The sequence below is a fragment of the Streptomyces pacificus genome (genome assembly GCF_011766325.1).
Taxonomy (GTDB): Bacteria; Actinomycetota; Actinomycetes; order Streptomycetales; family Streptomycetaceae; genus Streptomyces; species Streptomyces pacificus.
This window is the reverse complement of sequence record NZ_BLLG01000005.1, coordinates 124,519-139,264: the sequence shown is the minus strand read 5'-3', so window position 1 is coordinate 139,264 and position 14,746 is coordinate 124,519. Positions and strand designations below refer to the sequence as shown.

Annotated in this window: 15 protein-coding genes; 11 read left to right on the top strand and 4 right to left on the bottom strand. The window is 71.2% G+C overall.

Annotation, left to right across the window (positions count from 1 at the left end; genetic code table 11):
• Positions 1-10 precede the first annotated feature (10 nt).
• On the top strand, positions 11-826 hold the full coding sequence (locus SCWH03_RS10385; RefSeq protein ID WP_308788862.1) for a WbqC family protein: 816 nt from the start codon (positions 11-13) through the stop codon (positions 824-826).
• A 451-nt stretch (positions 827-1,277) separates the two neighbouring features.
• Here SCWH03_RS10385 and SCWH03_RS10380 read toward each other — a convergent pair whose 3' ends face one another.
• Positions 1,278-1,958, bottom strand: a complete 681-nt coding sequence (locus SCWH03_RS10380; RefSeq protein WP_173263892.1) for a response regulator transcription factor — start codon at positions 1,956-1,958, stop codon at positions 1,278-1,280.
• On the bottom strand, positions 1,861-3,339 hold the full coding sequence (locus tag SCWH03_RS10375; protein WP_173264162.1) for a sensor histidine kinase: 1,479 nt from the start codon (positions 3,337-3,339) through the stop codon (positions 1,861-1,863). Before SCWH03_RS10375 ends, SCWH03_RS10380 begins: the two co-directional genes overlap by 98 nt.
• A 202-nt stretch (positions 3,340-3,541) precedes the next feature.
• Between SCWH03_RS10375 and SCWH03_RS10370 the strand changes: the two genes are divergently transcribed.
• Positions 3,542-3,850, top strand: a complete 309-nt coding sequence (locus tag SCWH03_RS10370) for a hypothetical protein (RefSeq protein ID WP_173263891.1) — start codon at positions 3,542-3,544, stop codon at positions 3,848-3,850.
• A gap of 357 nt (positions 3,851-4,207) precedes the next feature.
• Here the strand turns inward: SCWH03_RS10370 and SCWH03_RS10365 are convergent, their stop codons facing one another.
• Complete coding sequence (locus tag SCWH03_RS10365) at positions 4,208-4,693, bottom strand: hypothetical protein (RefSeq protein ID WP_173263793.1); 486 nt, start codon at positions 4,691-4,693, stop codon at positions 4,208-4,210.
• A gap of 890 nt (positions 4,694-5,583) precedes the next feature.
• On the opposite strand from SCWH03_RS10365, the gene SCWH03_RS10360 reads away from it, so the two are divergent.
• The gene (locus SCWH03_RS10360; protein WP_173264161.1) at positions 5,584-6,846 is read left to right on the top strand and encodes a L,D-transpeptidase; all 1,263 of its coding nucleotides are present in this window, start codon (positions 5,584-5,586) and stop codon (positions 6,844-6,846) included.
• A 206-nt stretch (positions 6,847-7,052) separates the two neighbouring features.
• On the opposite strand, the gene SCWH03_RS10355 is transcribed toward SCWH03_RS10360, so the two are convergent.
• Positions 7,053-7,943, bottom strand: coding sequence for a helix-turn-helix transcriptional regulator (locus SCWH03_RS10355; RefSeq protein WP_173263890.1), 891 nt, complete (start codon positions 7,941-7,943; stop codon positions 7,053-7,055).
• A 126-nt stretch (positions 7,944-8,069) separates the two neighbouring features.
• Here SCWH03_RS10355 and SCWH03_RS10350 point away from each other — a divergent pair, with 126 nt between their 5' ends.
• The 8 genes from SCWH03_RS10350 to SCWH03_RS10315 all read left to right on the top strand — a co-directional run bounded on the left by SCWH03_RS10350 (position 8,070) and on the right by SCWH03_RS10315 (position 14,621).
• The gene (locus tag SCWH03_RS10350) at positions 8,070-9,122 is read left to right on the top strand and encodes an NAD(P)-dependent alcohol dehydrogenase (protein WP_173263889.1); all 1,053 of its coding nucleotides are present in this window, start codon (positions 8,070-8,072) and stop codon (positions 9,120-9,122) included.
• 301 nt (positions 9,123-9,423) lie between these two features.
• Positions 9,424-9,777: a DUF1330 domain-containing protein gene (locus SCWH03_RS10345; RefSeq protein WP_173263888.1), complete on the top strand. Its 354-nt coding sequence runs from the start codon at positions 9,424-9,426 to the stop codon at positions 9,775-9,777.
• 348 nt (positions 9,778-10,125) lie between these two features.
• Positions 10,126-10,794, top strand: coding sequence for a response regulator (locus tag SCWH03_RS10340; RefSeq protein ID WP_173263887.1), 669 nt, complete (start codon positions 10,126-10,128; stop codon positions 10,792-10,794).
• Positions 10,791-11,978 carry a sensor histidine kinase gene (locus SCWH03_RS10335; protein ID WP_173263886.1) on the top strand — a complete coding sequence of 396 codons (1,188 nt, stop codon included), beginning with the start codon at positions 10,791-10,793 and terminating at the stop codon, positions 11,976-11,978. The genes SCWH03_RS10340 and SCWH03_RS10335 overlap by 4 nt, the downstream gene beginning before the upstream one ends.
• Before the next feature lie 194 nt (positions 11,979-12,172).
• On the top strand, positions 12,173-12,907 hold the full coding sequence (locus tag SCWH03_RS10330; RefSeq protein WP_173263885.1) for a class I SAM-dependent methyltransferase: 735 nt from the start codon (positions 12,173-12,175) through the stop codon (positions 12,905-12,907).
• Between the two features lie 268 nt (positions 12,908-13,175).
• Positions 13,176-13,328 (top strand): hypothetical protein, encoded by a 153-nt coding sequence (locus SCWH03_RS10325; RefSeq protein WP_173263884.1) that lies wholly within the window; start codon positions 13,176-13,178, stop codon positions 13,326-13,328.
• Between the two features lie 89 nt (positions 13,329-13,417).
• Entirely contained in the window at positions 13,418-13,804 is a 387-nt protein-coding gene (locus SCWH03_RS10320; protein ID WP_173263883.1) for a hypothetical protein, read from the top strand.
• On the top strand, positions 13,794-14,621 hold the full coding sequence (locus SCWH03_RS10315; RefSeq protein ID WP_173263882.1) for a hypothetical protein: 828 nt from the start codon (positions 13,794-13,796) through the stop codon (positions 14,619-14,621). The genes SCWH03_RS10320 and SCWH03_RS10315 overlap by 11 nt, the downstream gene beginning before the upstream one ends.
• Positions 14,622-14,746 lie beyond the last annotated feature (125 nt).

The window sequence follows — 14,746 nt, the reverse complement described above, 5'->3', positions numbered from 1 at the left end:
GCCGGGCGGGTTGTGTGCCATCCACCAGCCGAATTTCCTGCCCCGGCTGACCACGCTGGCCAAGCTGTTCGCGGCGGACTACTGGATCGTCCTGGACGACGTGCAGTTCACCCGCCGCGACTACCAGCACCGAGCCCGCCTTGCGAACCTCAATGACCCCGCCGGTCAGCAGTGGCTTACCATCCCCACCCGCCTGCCGAGTGGACGGCCCACCCCCATCCGCGACGCCGTGATCGACGACCCGCACCTGGCCCGCCGCAGGACCGCAGGGATGCTGCGGCAGCGCTATGGGGCCAGCCCTCACTGGCCCGCCCTCGCCGAGACCCTGGATCCGGTGCTGGATGCATTCGACACCGGCGAGACCGCGACGGTTGCCGAGACCTCCACCCGCGTCCTGCTGGACCTGCTGGGCTGGAAGGGCCAAGTCCTCACCAGCAGCCGTCTGCCGGCCCGGCGGGGCCGCTCCGTCCGGCTCGCAGACCTTTCCGCGGCGACCGGCGCCCGCGCGTATCTGTGCGGGACCGGTGGCATGACCTATCTCGACCCCGCCCCGTTCAAGGTTCAGAACATCGCCGTGGCCTCGTTCCGGCCGCCGACCACCGGCATCTGGTCCTCCGGCCGCCGCCTCAGTGCCCTTTGGGCCTTGGCCACCCTGGGACCGGACGCCGTGACAGCCCGCCTCCAGGCTCTCGCCGCCCACCGTGGCCGGCTCCAGATCGCAGCCGCCCCCTCCTCGTGGGGGACGTACCACCGAACGTGGCCCTGGCAAGATTCCCGTGAAGCCGGGATGTGCCACCGTGCGCCGGTAACACTCCGCCACGGGTAGCGGCAGTGCCGGCGAGCGCCCTGGTAGCGGTCCCGCTCAGTGATCCTCGACGATGAAGCAGGCCCGCTCGCAGAACCGCCTCCGCCCCGCGTGTCGTTATCAGGCTCTCCTCCTGCTGGAAGTAGTCCGAATCGGTCAGTAGTCGCTCGAACCTCTGGAGCTGTTCCTTCCGGTTGCTGATCAGCCGGATGTCCTCCTCTGTGAGCCCGCCGCCGATGGCTGTCCTGACCGCACCGAGAACCGTCGTCCGGTCCTGGCCGGTCAGGAGCTGGGCCGGTTGGGAATCGTCGCCGGCCACGAGTTGGAAGGAACTGCCGGGTGTGCTCAGGCCGGTGCAGCCCTGGAGGAAGTTGATGACTTTCCAGAAGTTCTCGTGGACATCCCCTGTGTCGACGAGCGACGGGTTTCGTGACGGGGTTTGGTGACGGGGCGAGCCGTCGTCTGACGCGGACTAGACCACTTTGCGGGGCACGACCGCACGCAGCCGGTAGCCGACGCCGCGGACGGTCTCCAGCCGGTCGGCGCCCAGCTTGCGGCGCAGGTAGCGCACATACACATCCACGATGTTCGAGCCCGGGTCGTAGTCGAACCCCCACACCCGGGACAGCAGTTGCTCGCGGGTCAGCACATGGTCGGGGTTGCGCAGGAACACCTCGGCCAGGCCGAACTCCCGGGAGGACAGCTCCACGGCACGGCCGTCCACATGGGCCCGGCGGGTGCGCAGATCGAGGGCGAGGTCCCCGGCCTTCAGCAGGGACGCCTCGGGGGCGCTCTCCCTGCGCAGCCTCAACCGCACCCGCGCCAGGAGCTCCTCGAACACGAAGGGCTTGGACATGTAGTCGTCGGCCCCGCCCTCCAGACCCGCGACCACGTCGGACGCGCTGTCGCGGGCGGTCAGGATGATCACTGGGAGCGCCACCCTGCTCTCCCGGAGCTTGCGCAGCACGGTGAAGCCGTCGCAGGCCGGCAGGCCCAGGTCCAGGATCACCAGGTCGCAGGCGCCCGACCGCGCGTGTTCGTAGGCGTCGAGGCCGTCAGCGACGACCGTGGTCACGAAGCCGTTGCAGCGCAGGCCTTTTTCGACGAAGGCGGCGATCCTCGGCTCGTCCTCCGCGATGAGTATCCGGTTCATGGTCACCTTCCGCATACGGGGTCCGCAGGGGCAGGTCCATGACGAAGCGCGCGCCCCCGGTCCGCACGTCCTCGACCCTCGCCGTGCCTCCGTGCGCCTGGGCGATCTCGAGCACGATCGCCAGTCCGAGGCCGATACCGGTGCGGGTGGCGTCACGGCCACCCGAGCGGACCGCCTGGGCGAAGCGGTCGAAGATCCGTTCCCGGTCGTGGGGCCCCACGCCGGGGCCGGTGTCGCGTACCCACAGCAGGAGCCGGTCACCGCGCACGAGGGAGCCCATCTCGATCACGTCGCCGTCCTCGGTATGGCGTACCGCGTTGGACGCGAGCTGCATCAGCGCCTGGGTCACGCGCTGGCCGTCGAGCAGTACCGTCGCCTCCGACACATGGGCGACTCTCCAGTTCCGGTTCCCGAGGGCGCGGGCCTTCGCCACGGCGTCCACCACGAGGTCGGTGAGATGGGTGCTCCCCACGGTGAGGAAGTCGGGCCTCTCCGACTTGGCCAGAAGCAGCAGGTCCTGCACGATGCGGCCCATGCGGTCGAGTTCGTCCACCACCAGGGCGCGGGTGGCGCCCTGCTCGGCCGTTCCGCCGTCCATCAGTTCCAGGTGGCCGCGGATCACGGTGATCGGTGTGCGGAGTTCGTGTGCGACCTCGTCGAGGAACCGGCGCTGGGCGGTGAAGGCGTTCTCCAGCCGGTCCAGCATGTGGTTGAACGTGTGCGCGAGTGCGGCCACGTCGTCGGAGCCCGGCACTTCCAGACGCTGTCGCAGATCGTCCTCACCGATGCGTTCCGCGGTCCTCCGGACCAGCCGGATCGGGGCCAGGATCCGGCCGGCGACGAGCCAACTGGCCATACCCGCCAGCACCAGGGCCGCGGCCCCCGCGCCGAGCAGCATCCGGGCCACGCGGTGCTCCTGGTGCTGCTGGCGATCCCTGAACTCCACCACCACCAGCCGCACATCGCGGAGGTCGCCCGTCACACGCACGGGAACCACCCCGTACCGCACCCGTCCGGCCGGGGAGTCGAGCCAGCCGATCGCGGTCCCGCGGACCGCGGCGAGCCGGGCCACCACGGCGGGATCCCTGTCGAGCCTGGTCGGCGGCTCGGCCGGACTGCGCCGGTCGGCGCGGCCGTCGACGATGCTGAACAGCGTGGCGTCACGGCGCGGCAGGCTGACGGACATGTACGCGGTGAGCAACGCGGCGCCGTCCGAGAACGGCCGCCCCGTGTCCGGATCCCGGGCGGCCCCGGCGAACCTCCTCAGATTGTCGGCCTCCCGCCGCAGCTGCTCGTCCACCTGGGCGTCCAACTGCCGCTGCCACACGGCGGTGATGCCGACGGCCGGTACGGCCAGGGCGGTGGCCACGAGGAGCATCATCCAGCCGACGATGCGCGACCGTGCGCTGGGCGCGTAGCGCAACCACTCCCGGATCCTCCCCACCGTCACCGCGCTCGCCGTCCCGGCTGCCGCTGCTGCTCCCGGAGTACCCCTTGCCCCTGTCGTACCTTTCGTATCTGTCGCCGCCGTCGCTGCCGTCGTCGCTGCTGTCGCCGTCGTCGCCCTCGTCGCCCTCGTCGCTGTGTCCGTCGCCTGCACCGTCCGCGCCGGCCCTGCCGTTCCCGCTGTCTCCGTCAAGCCTGCCGTTCCCCTCCTCCTCTCCGCTCCCGCCCGTCCCGTCCTCCTCGTCCTCTCCGTCCTCCTCGTCCTCTCTGCCGTTGCTCTCGTTCTCCCCTTCGTCCTCCTGGTCGTCCTCCTGGTCGTCCCGGCCTTCGCCGTCCAGCCCGTCCTGCGGGATGTCCGAGTCGTCGCTGCGCGGAGGAACCGGTGGTGGCACGGCTCGTCCGCCCGGGATCCGGGCGCACGGGCCGGAACGGGGCGGCGAGGGTGAGGGCCGGGGCGCGGAATCCGGCGGGATCTGCGAGGGAGACGGCCGAACCGCGGACGAGCCGCCGACGGCGCTGCCGGCGCCGTGGGCAGGGACGAACACCTCCGGTCCCAGGGTCGGAGACTCCTCCATCTCCGTCCACACCCGACCGACCGTCATACCGGCAACTACGCAGAAGCACATGACGACGTTCAGCGCACCGATTCTTCGTATACCCATCCGGCCAGTCTGGGGGCCCACTCCTGGGGTCCACCTGAAGAGGAGAAGACTCTCATCCGGCCGGCCGGAGAGCGGTCGGAGAGCCGGCCGGGAGACCGCAGCCCGTATGGCCCCGGCCCGGTGACAGGCCCGTGGTCAGGCTCAGACCGTCCGGCTGCCGCTCCTGCGTGCGGCATGGCTCACGAACCCGGCACCGACCACGAGGAACAGCGTGCCGCCGACCAGATACGGCGTCGTGTCCACGCTGCCCGTGTCGGCCAGCCTCAGGCCCTGCGCTTCGCCCCGGGGGCTCACCCCGAAACCGTCACCGGTCCTGATGTCCTCCGGGTCGCCGGAGTGGGACGCGGCCGGGGCGTCACCCGCCGCGCCCGCGTCGCGGACGGCGCCGTCCTCACCGGAGTCCGCCATGGAGGTGGGAGCGGACAGGGGCACGGAGGCGGGGAGGGATGCGGGGGTGGAGGCGGAGCTGATCGTCGAGGAGGCGGAAGCGGAAGCTCCGGAACGGGGTCGGTCCGGCGGTACGGAGTCGCGGTCCGCCGTCGCGTTCGCCGAGGGCACGAACCACAGCGCGCAGAGCAGGGAACCGGCGGCGGCAGCGGTCAGCAGCGGGCGGCGGGCGACAGACACGGGAAATGATCCCCCTTGTGGCGGCGGCGAGTTGGCCGCGTGAGGTGATGCTGCGGCGATGCTAGTGAAGGCAGCGGGTCACAGGAAAGTCGGGAGGTCCCCGGGCTCCGGGCTCCGCCGTACGACCCTCTCTGAAGACATCACGCTCTGTGCGGCTGCGCATCGAATCGGTCCTGGAGGTGGCCGAACCGGAGGCGCTGACCGGGGTGGCCCTGGACCGTGTCGAAGGGGTCCGCACTCCTGCCCGAGGAGGAGCGCGTGCACGCCTCGTCGTCGGTGCGCGATGACTCCGCGGAGGCATTCGCGTACCTCGTCGACCCCTTTCGAGCTGATCGGCGACGTTCCCGGTGGGGAACTCGCCCAGGCCTCGTGGAACTGCGAGCGGATCTACCCCGGCCCCGGCCCCGGCCCCGACTCCGACTCGACCCCGGCCCGGAGCGACTGGGATGTCCACGGGGAGGATGGGGGAGGATGGGGGCCGGACGGCGTGGACGGCGTGGACGGCGTGGACGAGGATGGTCGGGGCTACGGGACGGAGCCCGCACGGCACCCGTGTGAGGCGGCGGGGGGGCGGACGGATCGGACGGGCCGCACCGGTGGAACGAATCGAACGGGCTGGGCGAACCGGACGGCCGGTCGAGCCCGACGGCCGGTCGAGCCCGACGGGCCGAACTGGCCGGTCAGGCCAGCCGGTCCTGTCCCACGAAGCAGAGGGGGGACGGGGGCAGCGGGGGCAGGAGAGGCGGGAGGCCGGAACGCAGGGTGCAACCGCAACCGGCGCACCTCCGGCTGCGTCGATGAAGTGGTGTTGCCCACAAAAACCGCCAGGACTGGAACCGGGTGGGGCGGTTTGGGTCTTCTTGATAGAGATCGCAGGTCAATCGGTGACGATGGAGAAGCGTGTGATGACGGACAGCAAGCGGCGCGGACGTCTGGCCGTGTCCGCCCTGCTCGGTGGGGTACTGGTACTCGCGGGCTGCAGCAGCACCGATACCGACGGCGCTGCCGCCGGGAGCTCCACGAAGTCGCAGGACCAGGTGGACGCGGCGGCCGCCAAGGACACCTCTGACGCCCGAATAGCCATCTCGCCCAAGAACGGTGCGACCAACGCCAGTATCAACAACGACGCCAAGGTCACCGTCAGTGAGGGCAAGCTCACCAAGGTGACCATGACCACCGCCGACGGCGCCGCCGTCGAGGGCACGCTCGCCGGCGACGGCACGAGCTGGAAGCCGAACGGCCAGCTGGAGCGCGCGACCGTCTACAAGATCTCGGCCATCGCCGAGGACGCGAAGGGCCGCCAGGCGCACGAGAACTCCTCGTTCACCACGGTCTCACCCGACAACAGCTTCATCGGCAACTTCACACCCGAGGACGGTTCCACCGTCGGCGTCGGCATGCCCGTCTCGATCAACTTCAACAAGGCGATCACCGACCGCAAGGCCGTGCAGTCCGGGATCACCGTCTCCTCCAGCAGCGGCCAGGAGGTCGTCGGCCACTGGTTCAACTCCCAGCGGCTGGACTTCCGCCCGGACGACTACTGGAAGGAGGGGTCCACCGTCACGCTGAAGCTGGACCTGGACGGTGTCGAGGGCGCCGACGGCGTCTTCGGCGTCCAGCAGAAGTCGGTGGCCTTCACCATAGGCCGCAACCAGGTCTCCACCGTCGACGCCGCCGCCAAGACCATGACGGTCACCCAGGACGGCAAGACGGTCAAGACCATCCCGATCTCGGCCGGCTCGCCCGAGACGCCGACCTACAACGGTCAGATGGTCATATCGGAGAAGTTCAAGGAGACCCGGATGAACGGGGCGACCGTGGGCTTCACGGACGACGACGGCAAGGGCGAGTACGACATCAAGGACGTCCCGCACGCCATGCGGCTGTCCACCTCCGGCACGTTCATCCACGGCAACTACTGGGGCGCCGACTCGATCTTCGGCAGCGCCAACACCAGCCACGGCTGCGTGGGCCTGAACGACGTCAAGGGCGCCGATGACCCGAACCAGCCCGGTGCCTGGTTCTACGACAACTCGATGATCGGCGACGTCGTCATCGTCAAGAACTCCAACGACACGACGATCAAGCCCGACAACGGCCTCAACGGCTGGAACATGAGCTGGGCGGACTGGAAGGCCGGCTCCGCGGTCTGACGGGCCCCGCCGCCCGGCGGCTCACCCGCACCGCGGGCCCCGCCCGTATCGGCGGTGCCGACGTGACCCGGTCGTCCGGGCCGGGTTGCGTCCCTCCCGGGCCGGGTTGCGTCCCTCCCGGGCCGGGTTGCGTCCCTCCCGGGCCGGGTTGCGTCCCTCCCCGTCGGTCTGCGTCCCTTCAGGGCCGCACCCGCACCTCTCCCGGGTCAGGTCACGTCCGCGTCCCGTGCCCGGCGGTCGCCCACCGGGTACGTCTTCTCGTCGACGCCCCACTTCGCCAGCAGCCCCAGTGACTCCTCGGACGCCGAGCCCGGCTCCGCGTGGTAGGTCACCAGCGACAGATCGTGGTCGTCGGGCACCCGCAGCGTCTCGTAGGACAGCGTCATCCCGCCCACCAGCCGGTGGTGCAGCCGCTTCGTCCCGTGCCCCTTCTCCTGCACCGTGTGGGCCGCCCACAGGGTACGGAAATCCTCGCTCTTCACCGACAACTCACCCACCAGCGCAGAGAGTTCGCGATCGTCCGGGTGGCAGCCCGCGCACAGCCGCAGCGAGCTCACCACCTCAACCGCCTTGCACTCCCAGTCGACGTGCAGATCCCGCGTCTCCGGCTCGAGGAACACCATCCGCGCCATGTTCCGCTGCTCGGGAGGCCGGGTCGCGAAGTCCCCGAACAGGGCGGACGCCATCCGGTTCCAGCCCAGGACCTCCATCCGGCGCCCGATGTACAGGGCCGGTATCGCGTCCATCGCGTCGATCAGCACCTGGAGCTGCGGCCGCAGCGCATGGGTCGGTCGCGAGGACCTTTTCTTCTTCTTCTGGTTCGGCTTCGCCAGATGGGTCAGATGGTCGCGCTCGGTGTCCGAGAGCCGCAGGGCGCGGGCGATCGAGTCGAGCACCTCGAAGGACACGTTCTGCCCGTGGCCCTGCTCGAGCCGGGTGTAGTACGCCACGGACACCCCGGCCAGCTGCGCCAGCTCCTCCCGGCGTAGCCCGGGCACCCGGCGGTGCCGGCCGAAGTCGGGCAGGCCGACGTCCTCCGGCTTCAGCCGGGCCCGGCGCGAGCGCAGGAATTCACTGAGTTCGGCACGCTGGTCCATACGTCAAGTATTCCGGTTCCGGATGGCTGCAGGGGTGCGGAGCCTGACCCTGCCAGTGGTAGGCACGGCGGACGTACGCAGAACAGGGGGCTGGGTGATCCCCGGGAAAGAGGTCAGCCTCGATGCATGACCACACAAGCGACCACTGTTCCCGCCTATGCGGCGCCTGCCGCGAAGGCCCCGCTGGAGCGCACCACCATCCCGCGGCGGGCGGTCGGCGAGCACGATGTCCTGATCGAGATCAAGTACGCCGGCGTCTGCCACTCGGACATCCACCAGGCCCGCGACGGCTGGGGCGAGGGCATCTTCCCGATGGTCCCCGGCCACGAGATCGCCGGCATCGTCACCGAGACCGGCCCCGGCGTCACCTCGTTCGCCGTCGGCGACCGCGTCGGCGTCGGCTGCATGGTCGACTCCTGCCGGGTGTGCGACAACTGCCGGGCCGGATTCCAGCAGCACTGCGCCAACGGCAGCGTCATGACGTACAACGCCCTCGACAAGAACGGGGAGCCCACGTACGGCGGCTACGCCACGCATATCGTCGTGGACGAGGCGTTCACCGTGCGGATCCCCGACGGGCTCTCCCTCGACGTGGCCGCGCCGCTGCTCTGCGCCGGGATCACGGTCTACTCCCCGCTGCGGCACTGGAACGCCGGCCCCGGCCGGAAGATCGCCGTCGTCGGACTCGGCGGCCTCGGCCACATGGCCGTCAAGATCGCCAACGCGCTCGGGGCGGAGGTGACCGTACTGTCCCAGTCGCTGCGCAAGAAGGACGACGGGCTGTCGCTCGGCGCCAGGCACTACTACGCCACCAGCGACGACGCCACCTTCGAGACCCTCGCCGGCAGCTTCGACCTGATCATCAGCACCGTCTCGGCGCCGCTGCCCCTCGACAAATTCCTGGGCCTGCTGAAGACGGACGGCACGATGGTGAACGTCGGCGCCCCCGAGGAGCCCGTATCGCTCAATCTCTTCTCCCTGATCGGGGGCCGCAAGGCCCTCGCCGGCTCCACGATCGGCGGCATCCCGGAAACCCAGGAGATGCTCGACTTCTGCGCCGAGCACGGCCTGGGCGCCGAGATCGAGGTGATCCGCGCGGACCAGATCAACGAGGCGTACGAGCGGGTGCTGCGCAGCGATGTGCGCTACCGGTTCGTGATCGACACCACCACGATCTGACCCCGCAGTCCCCGACCGGGGCCGCGGAGCCGGACGACCGGCTGCGCGGCCCCGTGCCATGCGGGTCCCACCGCCGTGCCGCGCCGGGCGGGGATGCCACCGCCGTGCCGGGCCCTCCTGCGGGGCTCGGCATCGGCGCACCCACCCCACGGGCCGGGCCGCATAACCGCCGGCGGCGCACCTCCCTGCCCCTCCCTGCGCCTCCCTGCCTTTCTCTCCCTCCCTCTTTCCCTCCCGAGCACCCCGCCGCTTGACCTCCGAGGTAATCGACCAGGCGGCCAGGCTGCGCCACGATCGGGGTATGAGCGCATACGCGATCGGAAACCTCTTCCCCCCGGCGCGCCTCGATGACGAGGTGCTGACCTACATGGAGCGCATCCAGTCCACACTCGACCCCTACGGCGGCCGTTTCCTGGTGCACGGCGCTGCGGAACGACACGTCGTCGAGGGCGAGTGGCCCGGCTCGCTCGTCGTCATCGCCTTCCCGACGATGCGCGCCGCCCGCGACTGGTACGCCTCGGCCGACTACCAGGCCCTGCTTCCGCTGCGCACCCGGCACATGTCCGGCGACGCCCTCCTCGTCGACGGCGTACCGGAGGGTTACGACGCGGCGGCCACGGCGGCGCAGCTGCGCGGCGCGCAAGCGGCGGGGTGACACGGGCGGCGCCGTGCGCGCCGGAGCGCTGCGCCCCGTCCGCCGTCGTGCTCGCGGCGCCGCACGGCCGTGCGCCGCCGAGCCGCCGTGCGCCGCCGAGCCGCCGTGCGCCGCCGAGCCGGCTGCCGCGCTGTGCCCCGTCCGCTCCTGCGGTCCCTGCCGCTTGTCCTCCCGGCCACCCGTCCTCCCGGCCACCCGTCGTCCCGGCCACCCGGTGGCCCCCTGGCCCCCGGCCCGGTCGGCCCCACGGAGGGCCGTGCCCGCCCCGTCCGCTCACCCGCGCGGCCCACCGTCCGGCATGGTACGAATCGGACAGTGGTCTCACGGGGCACGGCGAGTGGAGCACGCGTGATCCGGGTAATGGTGGTCGACGACGAAGCCCTGATCCGCACGGGCTTCCAGCACATCCTCGACGCGGCCGGCGATATCGAGGTCGTGGCCGCGGTCCCCGGCGCCGAGGCGGTCCAGACCGCCGAGGGGACCCGCCCCGACGTGGTGCTGCTGGACATCCGGATGCCGGACGTCGACGGGCTCACCGTCCTCGACGCCCTGCGCGGCCTGCCGCACCCTCCCGTCGTCGCCATGCTCACGACGTTCGACATGGACGAGTACGTGGCGACGGCGCTGCGTGCGGGGGCCGCCGGCTTCCTGCTCAAGGACACCGACCCCGAGGCCCTGCCGTTCCTGGTGCGGACCCTCGCCGACGGCGGCTCCGTCCTGTCCTCCAAGGTCACCAGGACCGTTGTGGACCGCTACCTCGACGCGGGCCCCGAGGAGACCGCCGTACGCGGCATCGCCCGGCTGACCGACCGGGAGCGCGCCGTGCTGGTGCTGATCGGTGAGGGGCTCTCCAACGCCGACATCGCCGCCCGTATGCACCTGGGCACCGGTACGGTGAAGGACCACGTCAGCGCCATCCTCACCAAGCTCGAAGTGGCGGGCCGCGTCCAGGCCGCCCTGCTCGCCGAGCGGGCGGGCCTGCTCAGGCAGCAGCCCCGCGACCGGGATGCGCCATGACCTCCCGTCGCGTGCCGCCTCCACTGATGGACGCCGTGCTGGTCGTCGTGGCGCTGCTCGACGTCTGGGTCAACGTCACCCCGGCCGAGCCGTTCCGCCTGGGCTTCGCCCTGGCCGGCGCGTCCGCGCTGGCGCTGCGCCGCCGGATGCCGCTGCTCGTCTTCCTGATCACGCTACCCGCCGTCGCCCTGAACGACGCGATCTTCGCCGGGCTGGCCGCGCTCTACACCCTGGCCTCGCTGTCCCGCCGCCGGATCCTGCTTGTGCTCTGCGCGCTGGCGTTCACGCTCTGCGACATGATCTCGCTGCCGTCCCCGGTGTTCGACCTGACGAAGCCCGCCACCCTCATCACCCTCGGCTACACCGCCGCCACGGCGGCGGCCCCCGTCTTCCTCGGCCAGCTGGTGCAGACCCGGCGCGACCTCTCGCTGCGGCTGGCGGAGATCTCCGAGGCCCGGGACCACGAGCGGCTGCTGACCACCCAGACCGTCCTGGCCAAGGAACGGGCCCAGCTCGCCCGCGAGATGCACGACGTGGTCTCCCACCAGGTCAGCCTGATCGCCGTACGGGCCGGAGCGCTCCAGGTCGGCACCCGCGATCCGGAGGTCAGGGACGCCGCGAGCACCATCCGCAGGCTGAGCGTGCAGACCCTGGACGAACTGCGCCACATGGTCAGCGTGCTGCGGGCCTCCGGCGGGCGGCCCGCCGAACTCACCCCCCAGCCGTCCCTGGCGGACCTCCGGCGGCTCGTCGACGGCAGCGGTATCGAGGCCGAACTGCACACGGACCTGCCGTCCGACGAGAACCCGCCGCAGCCCGGCACGGAACCGCCCGGCAACGGCACCTGCCCGGAGCCGACCGGCGGCACCCGAGAACCGGACGGGCTGCCGCCGACCGTCCAGCGCGCCATCTACCGCACCGTCCAGGAGGCCCTGACCAATGTCCGCAAACACGCGCCCGGCGCCACCGCCACGGTGCGGGTGCGACGCGACGGGGGCGCGGTCCGCGTCACGGTCACCAACACCGCCCCCACCCGGCCCGCCCTGCCGCTTCCCAGCGCCCACTACGGTCTGGTCGGCCTGCGTCAGCGTGCCGAACTCCTGGGCGGCACGTTCGACTCCGGCCCGACCGAGGACGGCGGCTACGCACTGCGACTGGAACTCCCGGACCAGGACCTCCGCTGACGCGGGCCCGCTCCGGGGCCCTGGCCCGCTGCCGCGTCCTCCCCCGCCCTGCCCTGCCTCCTCGCCCTGCCCCGCCCCCGCGCCGCCCCGCCCCCGCGCCGCCCCCGCCCCTGCCCCCGCGCCGACGCCGACCGCGACCGCATCGGCGACGTGCGGTACGCGTCCCCCGCCCGCCCTCGACGAACGGTGACGACATGGACCGGGTAGACCGCTTCGGCCACGTGGCCGAGGTGTACGACGCGGCCCGCCCCGGCTACCCCGACAGCCTCTTCGACACGATCGAGGAGACCGTCGGCATCCCCTGGGCGCACTCCCTGGTGATCGACGTGGGTGCCGGTACGGGTATCGCCACCCGTCCCATGCACGCCCGCGGAGCGCGGCTGATCGCCGTGGAACCCGATCCGGGCATGGCCGCCACGTTCTCCGACAAGACCCCCGATGTCCCGCTGGTGCGCGGCGACGGCCACCATCTGCCCTTCGCCGACTCCGGCGCGGATCTGGTGACCTATGCCCAGGCGTTCCACTGGACCGACCCGGCCAGGTCCGTGCCCGAGGCGTTCCGCGTCCTGCGGCCCGGTGGTGCCCTCGCCCTGTGGTGGAACACCACGGACCGGTCGGTGGCCTGGGTCGATCAGCAGGAGAGGCGATTGCACCGGACCTGCCCCGAGTACGCGCTTCGGGACGACGCACTGCGCACCTGCATTTCGCAGAACGCCGGTCGTACGACGCAGACGCTGCACTGGGAGCGGCGGGTGCCGGTGGAGACGGCGCTGCTGGACATCAGCTCCAGGTCCCCGGTGGCTCACCTGCCGGCCGGTGACCGTACGGTGCTCCTGGAGAACGAGCGGTGCGCGTTCCACGCCCACTTCCCCGACGGGGAGGTCACGATTCCGTACACCCTCGTTCTGACCATTGCCCGCCCCGATTGAGTGCGGTTCCCACAGGAAAGCAATGACCAAGAAAGCGCCAGTATCCTTTGACCTCGGTGCTCATGTGACAGGCGGCTGTTAAAATGGTAAGCGAGGGCGCGGGCGGGGATAGTTGGAGAAATATCGAAGGAAGCGTGAAACGCAGTCCTTCTCCTCGCCGGACAGTGCGCCCACAACACCGGGGAATCCGTGCGGGCCGGTCAATCCGGCATCGATTTTCGGGTGGCCCTCGTGTGACCGATCCATAAGAGTTCTCTATGGAGTGGCTATGAAGAAGAACTTCGAGACGACCGAGAGCGCACGGTCCAGGCCCGAGGACACCAGCGGCGAGGCCGAGCGCATGTCCGAGGTCGAGGACCTCACCCAGGGTGAGGCCGAGAAGGTGTCGAAGGACCTGGAAGACGGGCAGCAGACCTACTGACAGGCTCCCTGGAGGCGGCGAGCGGCCGCACTCGGGTATCCCCGCCCGGCCGCTCACCGCCCTCCTTCGTTCCGGAGGGGAGGGCGGCAGTGGAAGCGCTCCTGGTGGGTGCGGGAGCCGGGGCAGCCGTGGCGGCGGGTCTGCTGGCCAAGCGGCAGTGGTTCTTCGCCTGGCCCATGTATCTCGCCTCCTCGCTGATGCTGGTCTGGGCACGGGATGCCGGCACCGGCGCCGTGGTCCCGCTGCGGGTGACCGATGTGGGTCTCGCCCCGGATTCCCATGATCTGCTCCCCGCCGATATCAGAGAACTGACATGGGACCCGCGCCACCAACCGGAAGGCGCCGTCTTCCTCACGTCCGGTGGCTCCTTCACCGCCCGGTTCGCCGGTTCGCGGGTGCGGTTGGAAAAGGCAACCCGCGAGGAAGCGCTGGCGATCGTCGCGGCGGTCCTCGCCGGTATCGGCGATGGGCGCTGACACCCAGCTGCTCGCGGGACTGGTCGCCCTCCCTGTCGCCGGGGCCTGGTGGTTCACGGTCGTTCTGCTCGACTGCCGGAACGCACAGCGCGCGGGCCACCGGATATTCGTTCCCGACAAAGGCGTGCTCACCGGGAGAGCCGCGAGTCGGCGCAGCCGCAACGCACGGGCGGGTGCCGGTTTCGCCGCGGCGTGCGGCGTGCTCGCCCTCTACCGCCTCCTCGCGGCGGCCCCGGGCACGTGGTCGGCCGCTCTTCTCGCACTGTGTGCCGGCTGCCTGGGCGCGGCGCTCATGGCGGAGCAGTACCTGCACCGGAAACGGTCGACGCTGCTCTGCACGGCCGTCCTCGCCGTGGTCGTCACGGCCGGGGAGACGATCGTGGCGCTCGGCGGACAGCCGGGGACGGCCGTCCGCGTCCTGGCCGCGATCGGCGTGGCGCAGATGTATCTCGTCTCGGCGATCCGCAAGGCATGGTCGGTGCCCTTCCGGTCCGGCCAGGTGCTGCTGGACGAAGTCGTCCTGTCCTGTTTCCAGGCGGCGGCGGGCAACACCGACTTCATCCGGCTCATCTCGCCGCGCCGGCTCTCACGGGCCCTCTCCACGGGGCTGGCGCAGAGGTCCTGTGCCTGGCTCGCCAAGCTGACGATCGCCATCGAGATGCTGCTGGGCCTAGGGGTGCTGGGACTGCTGCCGGCGACGGCCGTGTTCGCGCTCGCCGTGCTCACCCACGCTTCGTTCGCGGTGCTGAGCCCCCGGCGCATCACCCCGTTCAGCGTCAGCGCGGTGGCATTGGTGGCACTCGCCATCGGCTGGTGACACGGACGCGCCGCGGTTGCGGAACGGGCTGGGCCGGGGGGATGCCGGGCAGCGGCGGCACCGTGGGCCGGGGGGCCGGGGGGCCGGGGGAACGCCGGCGCGGGCGCCCATGCGCGCCGTTCGGG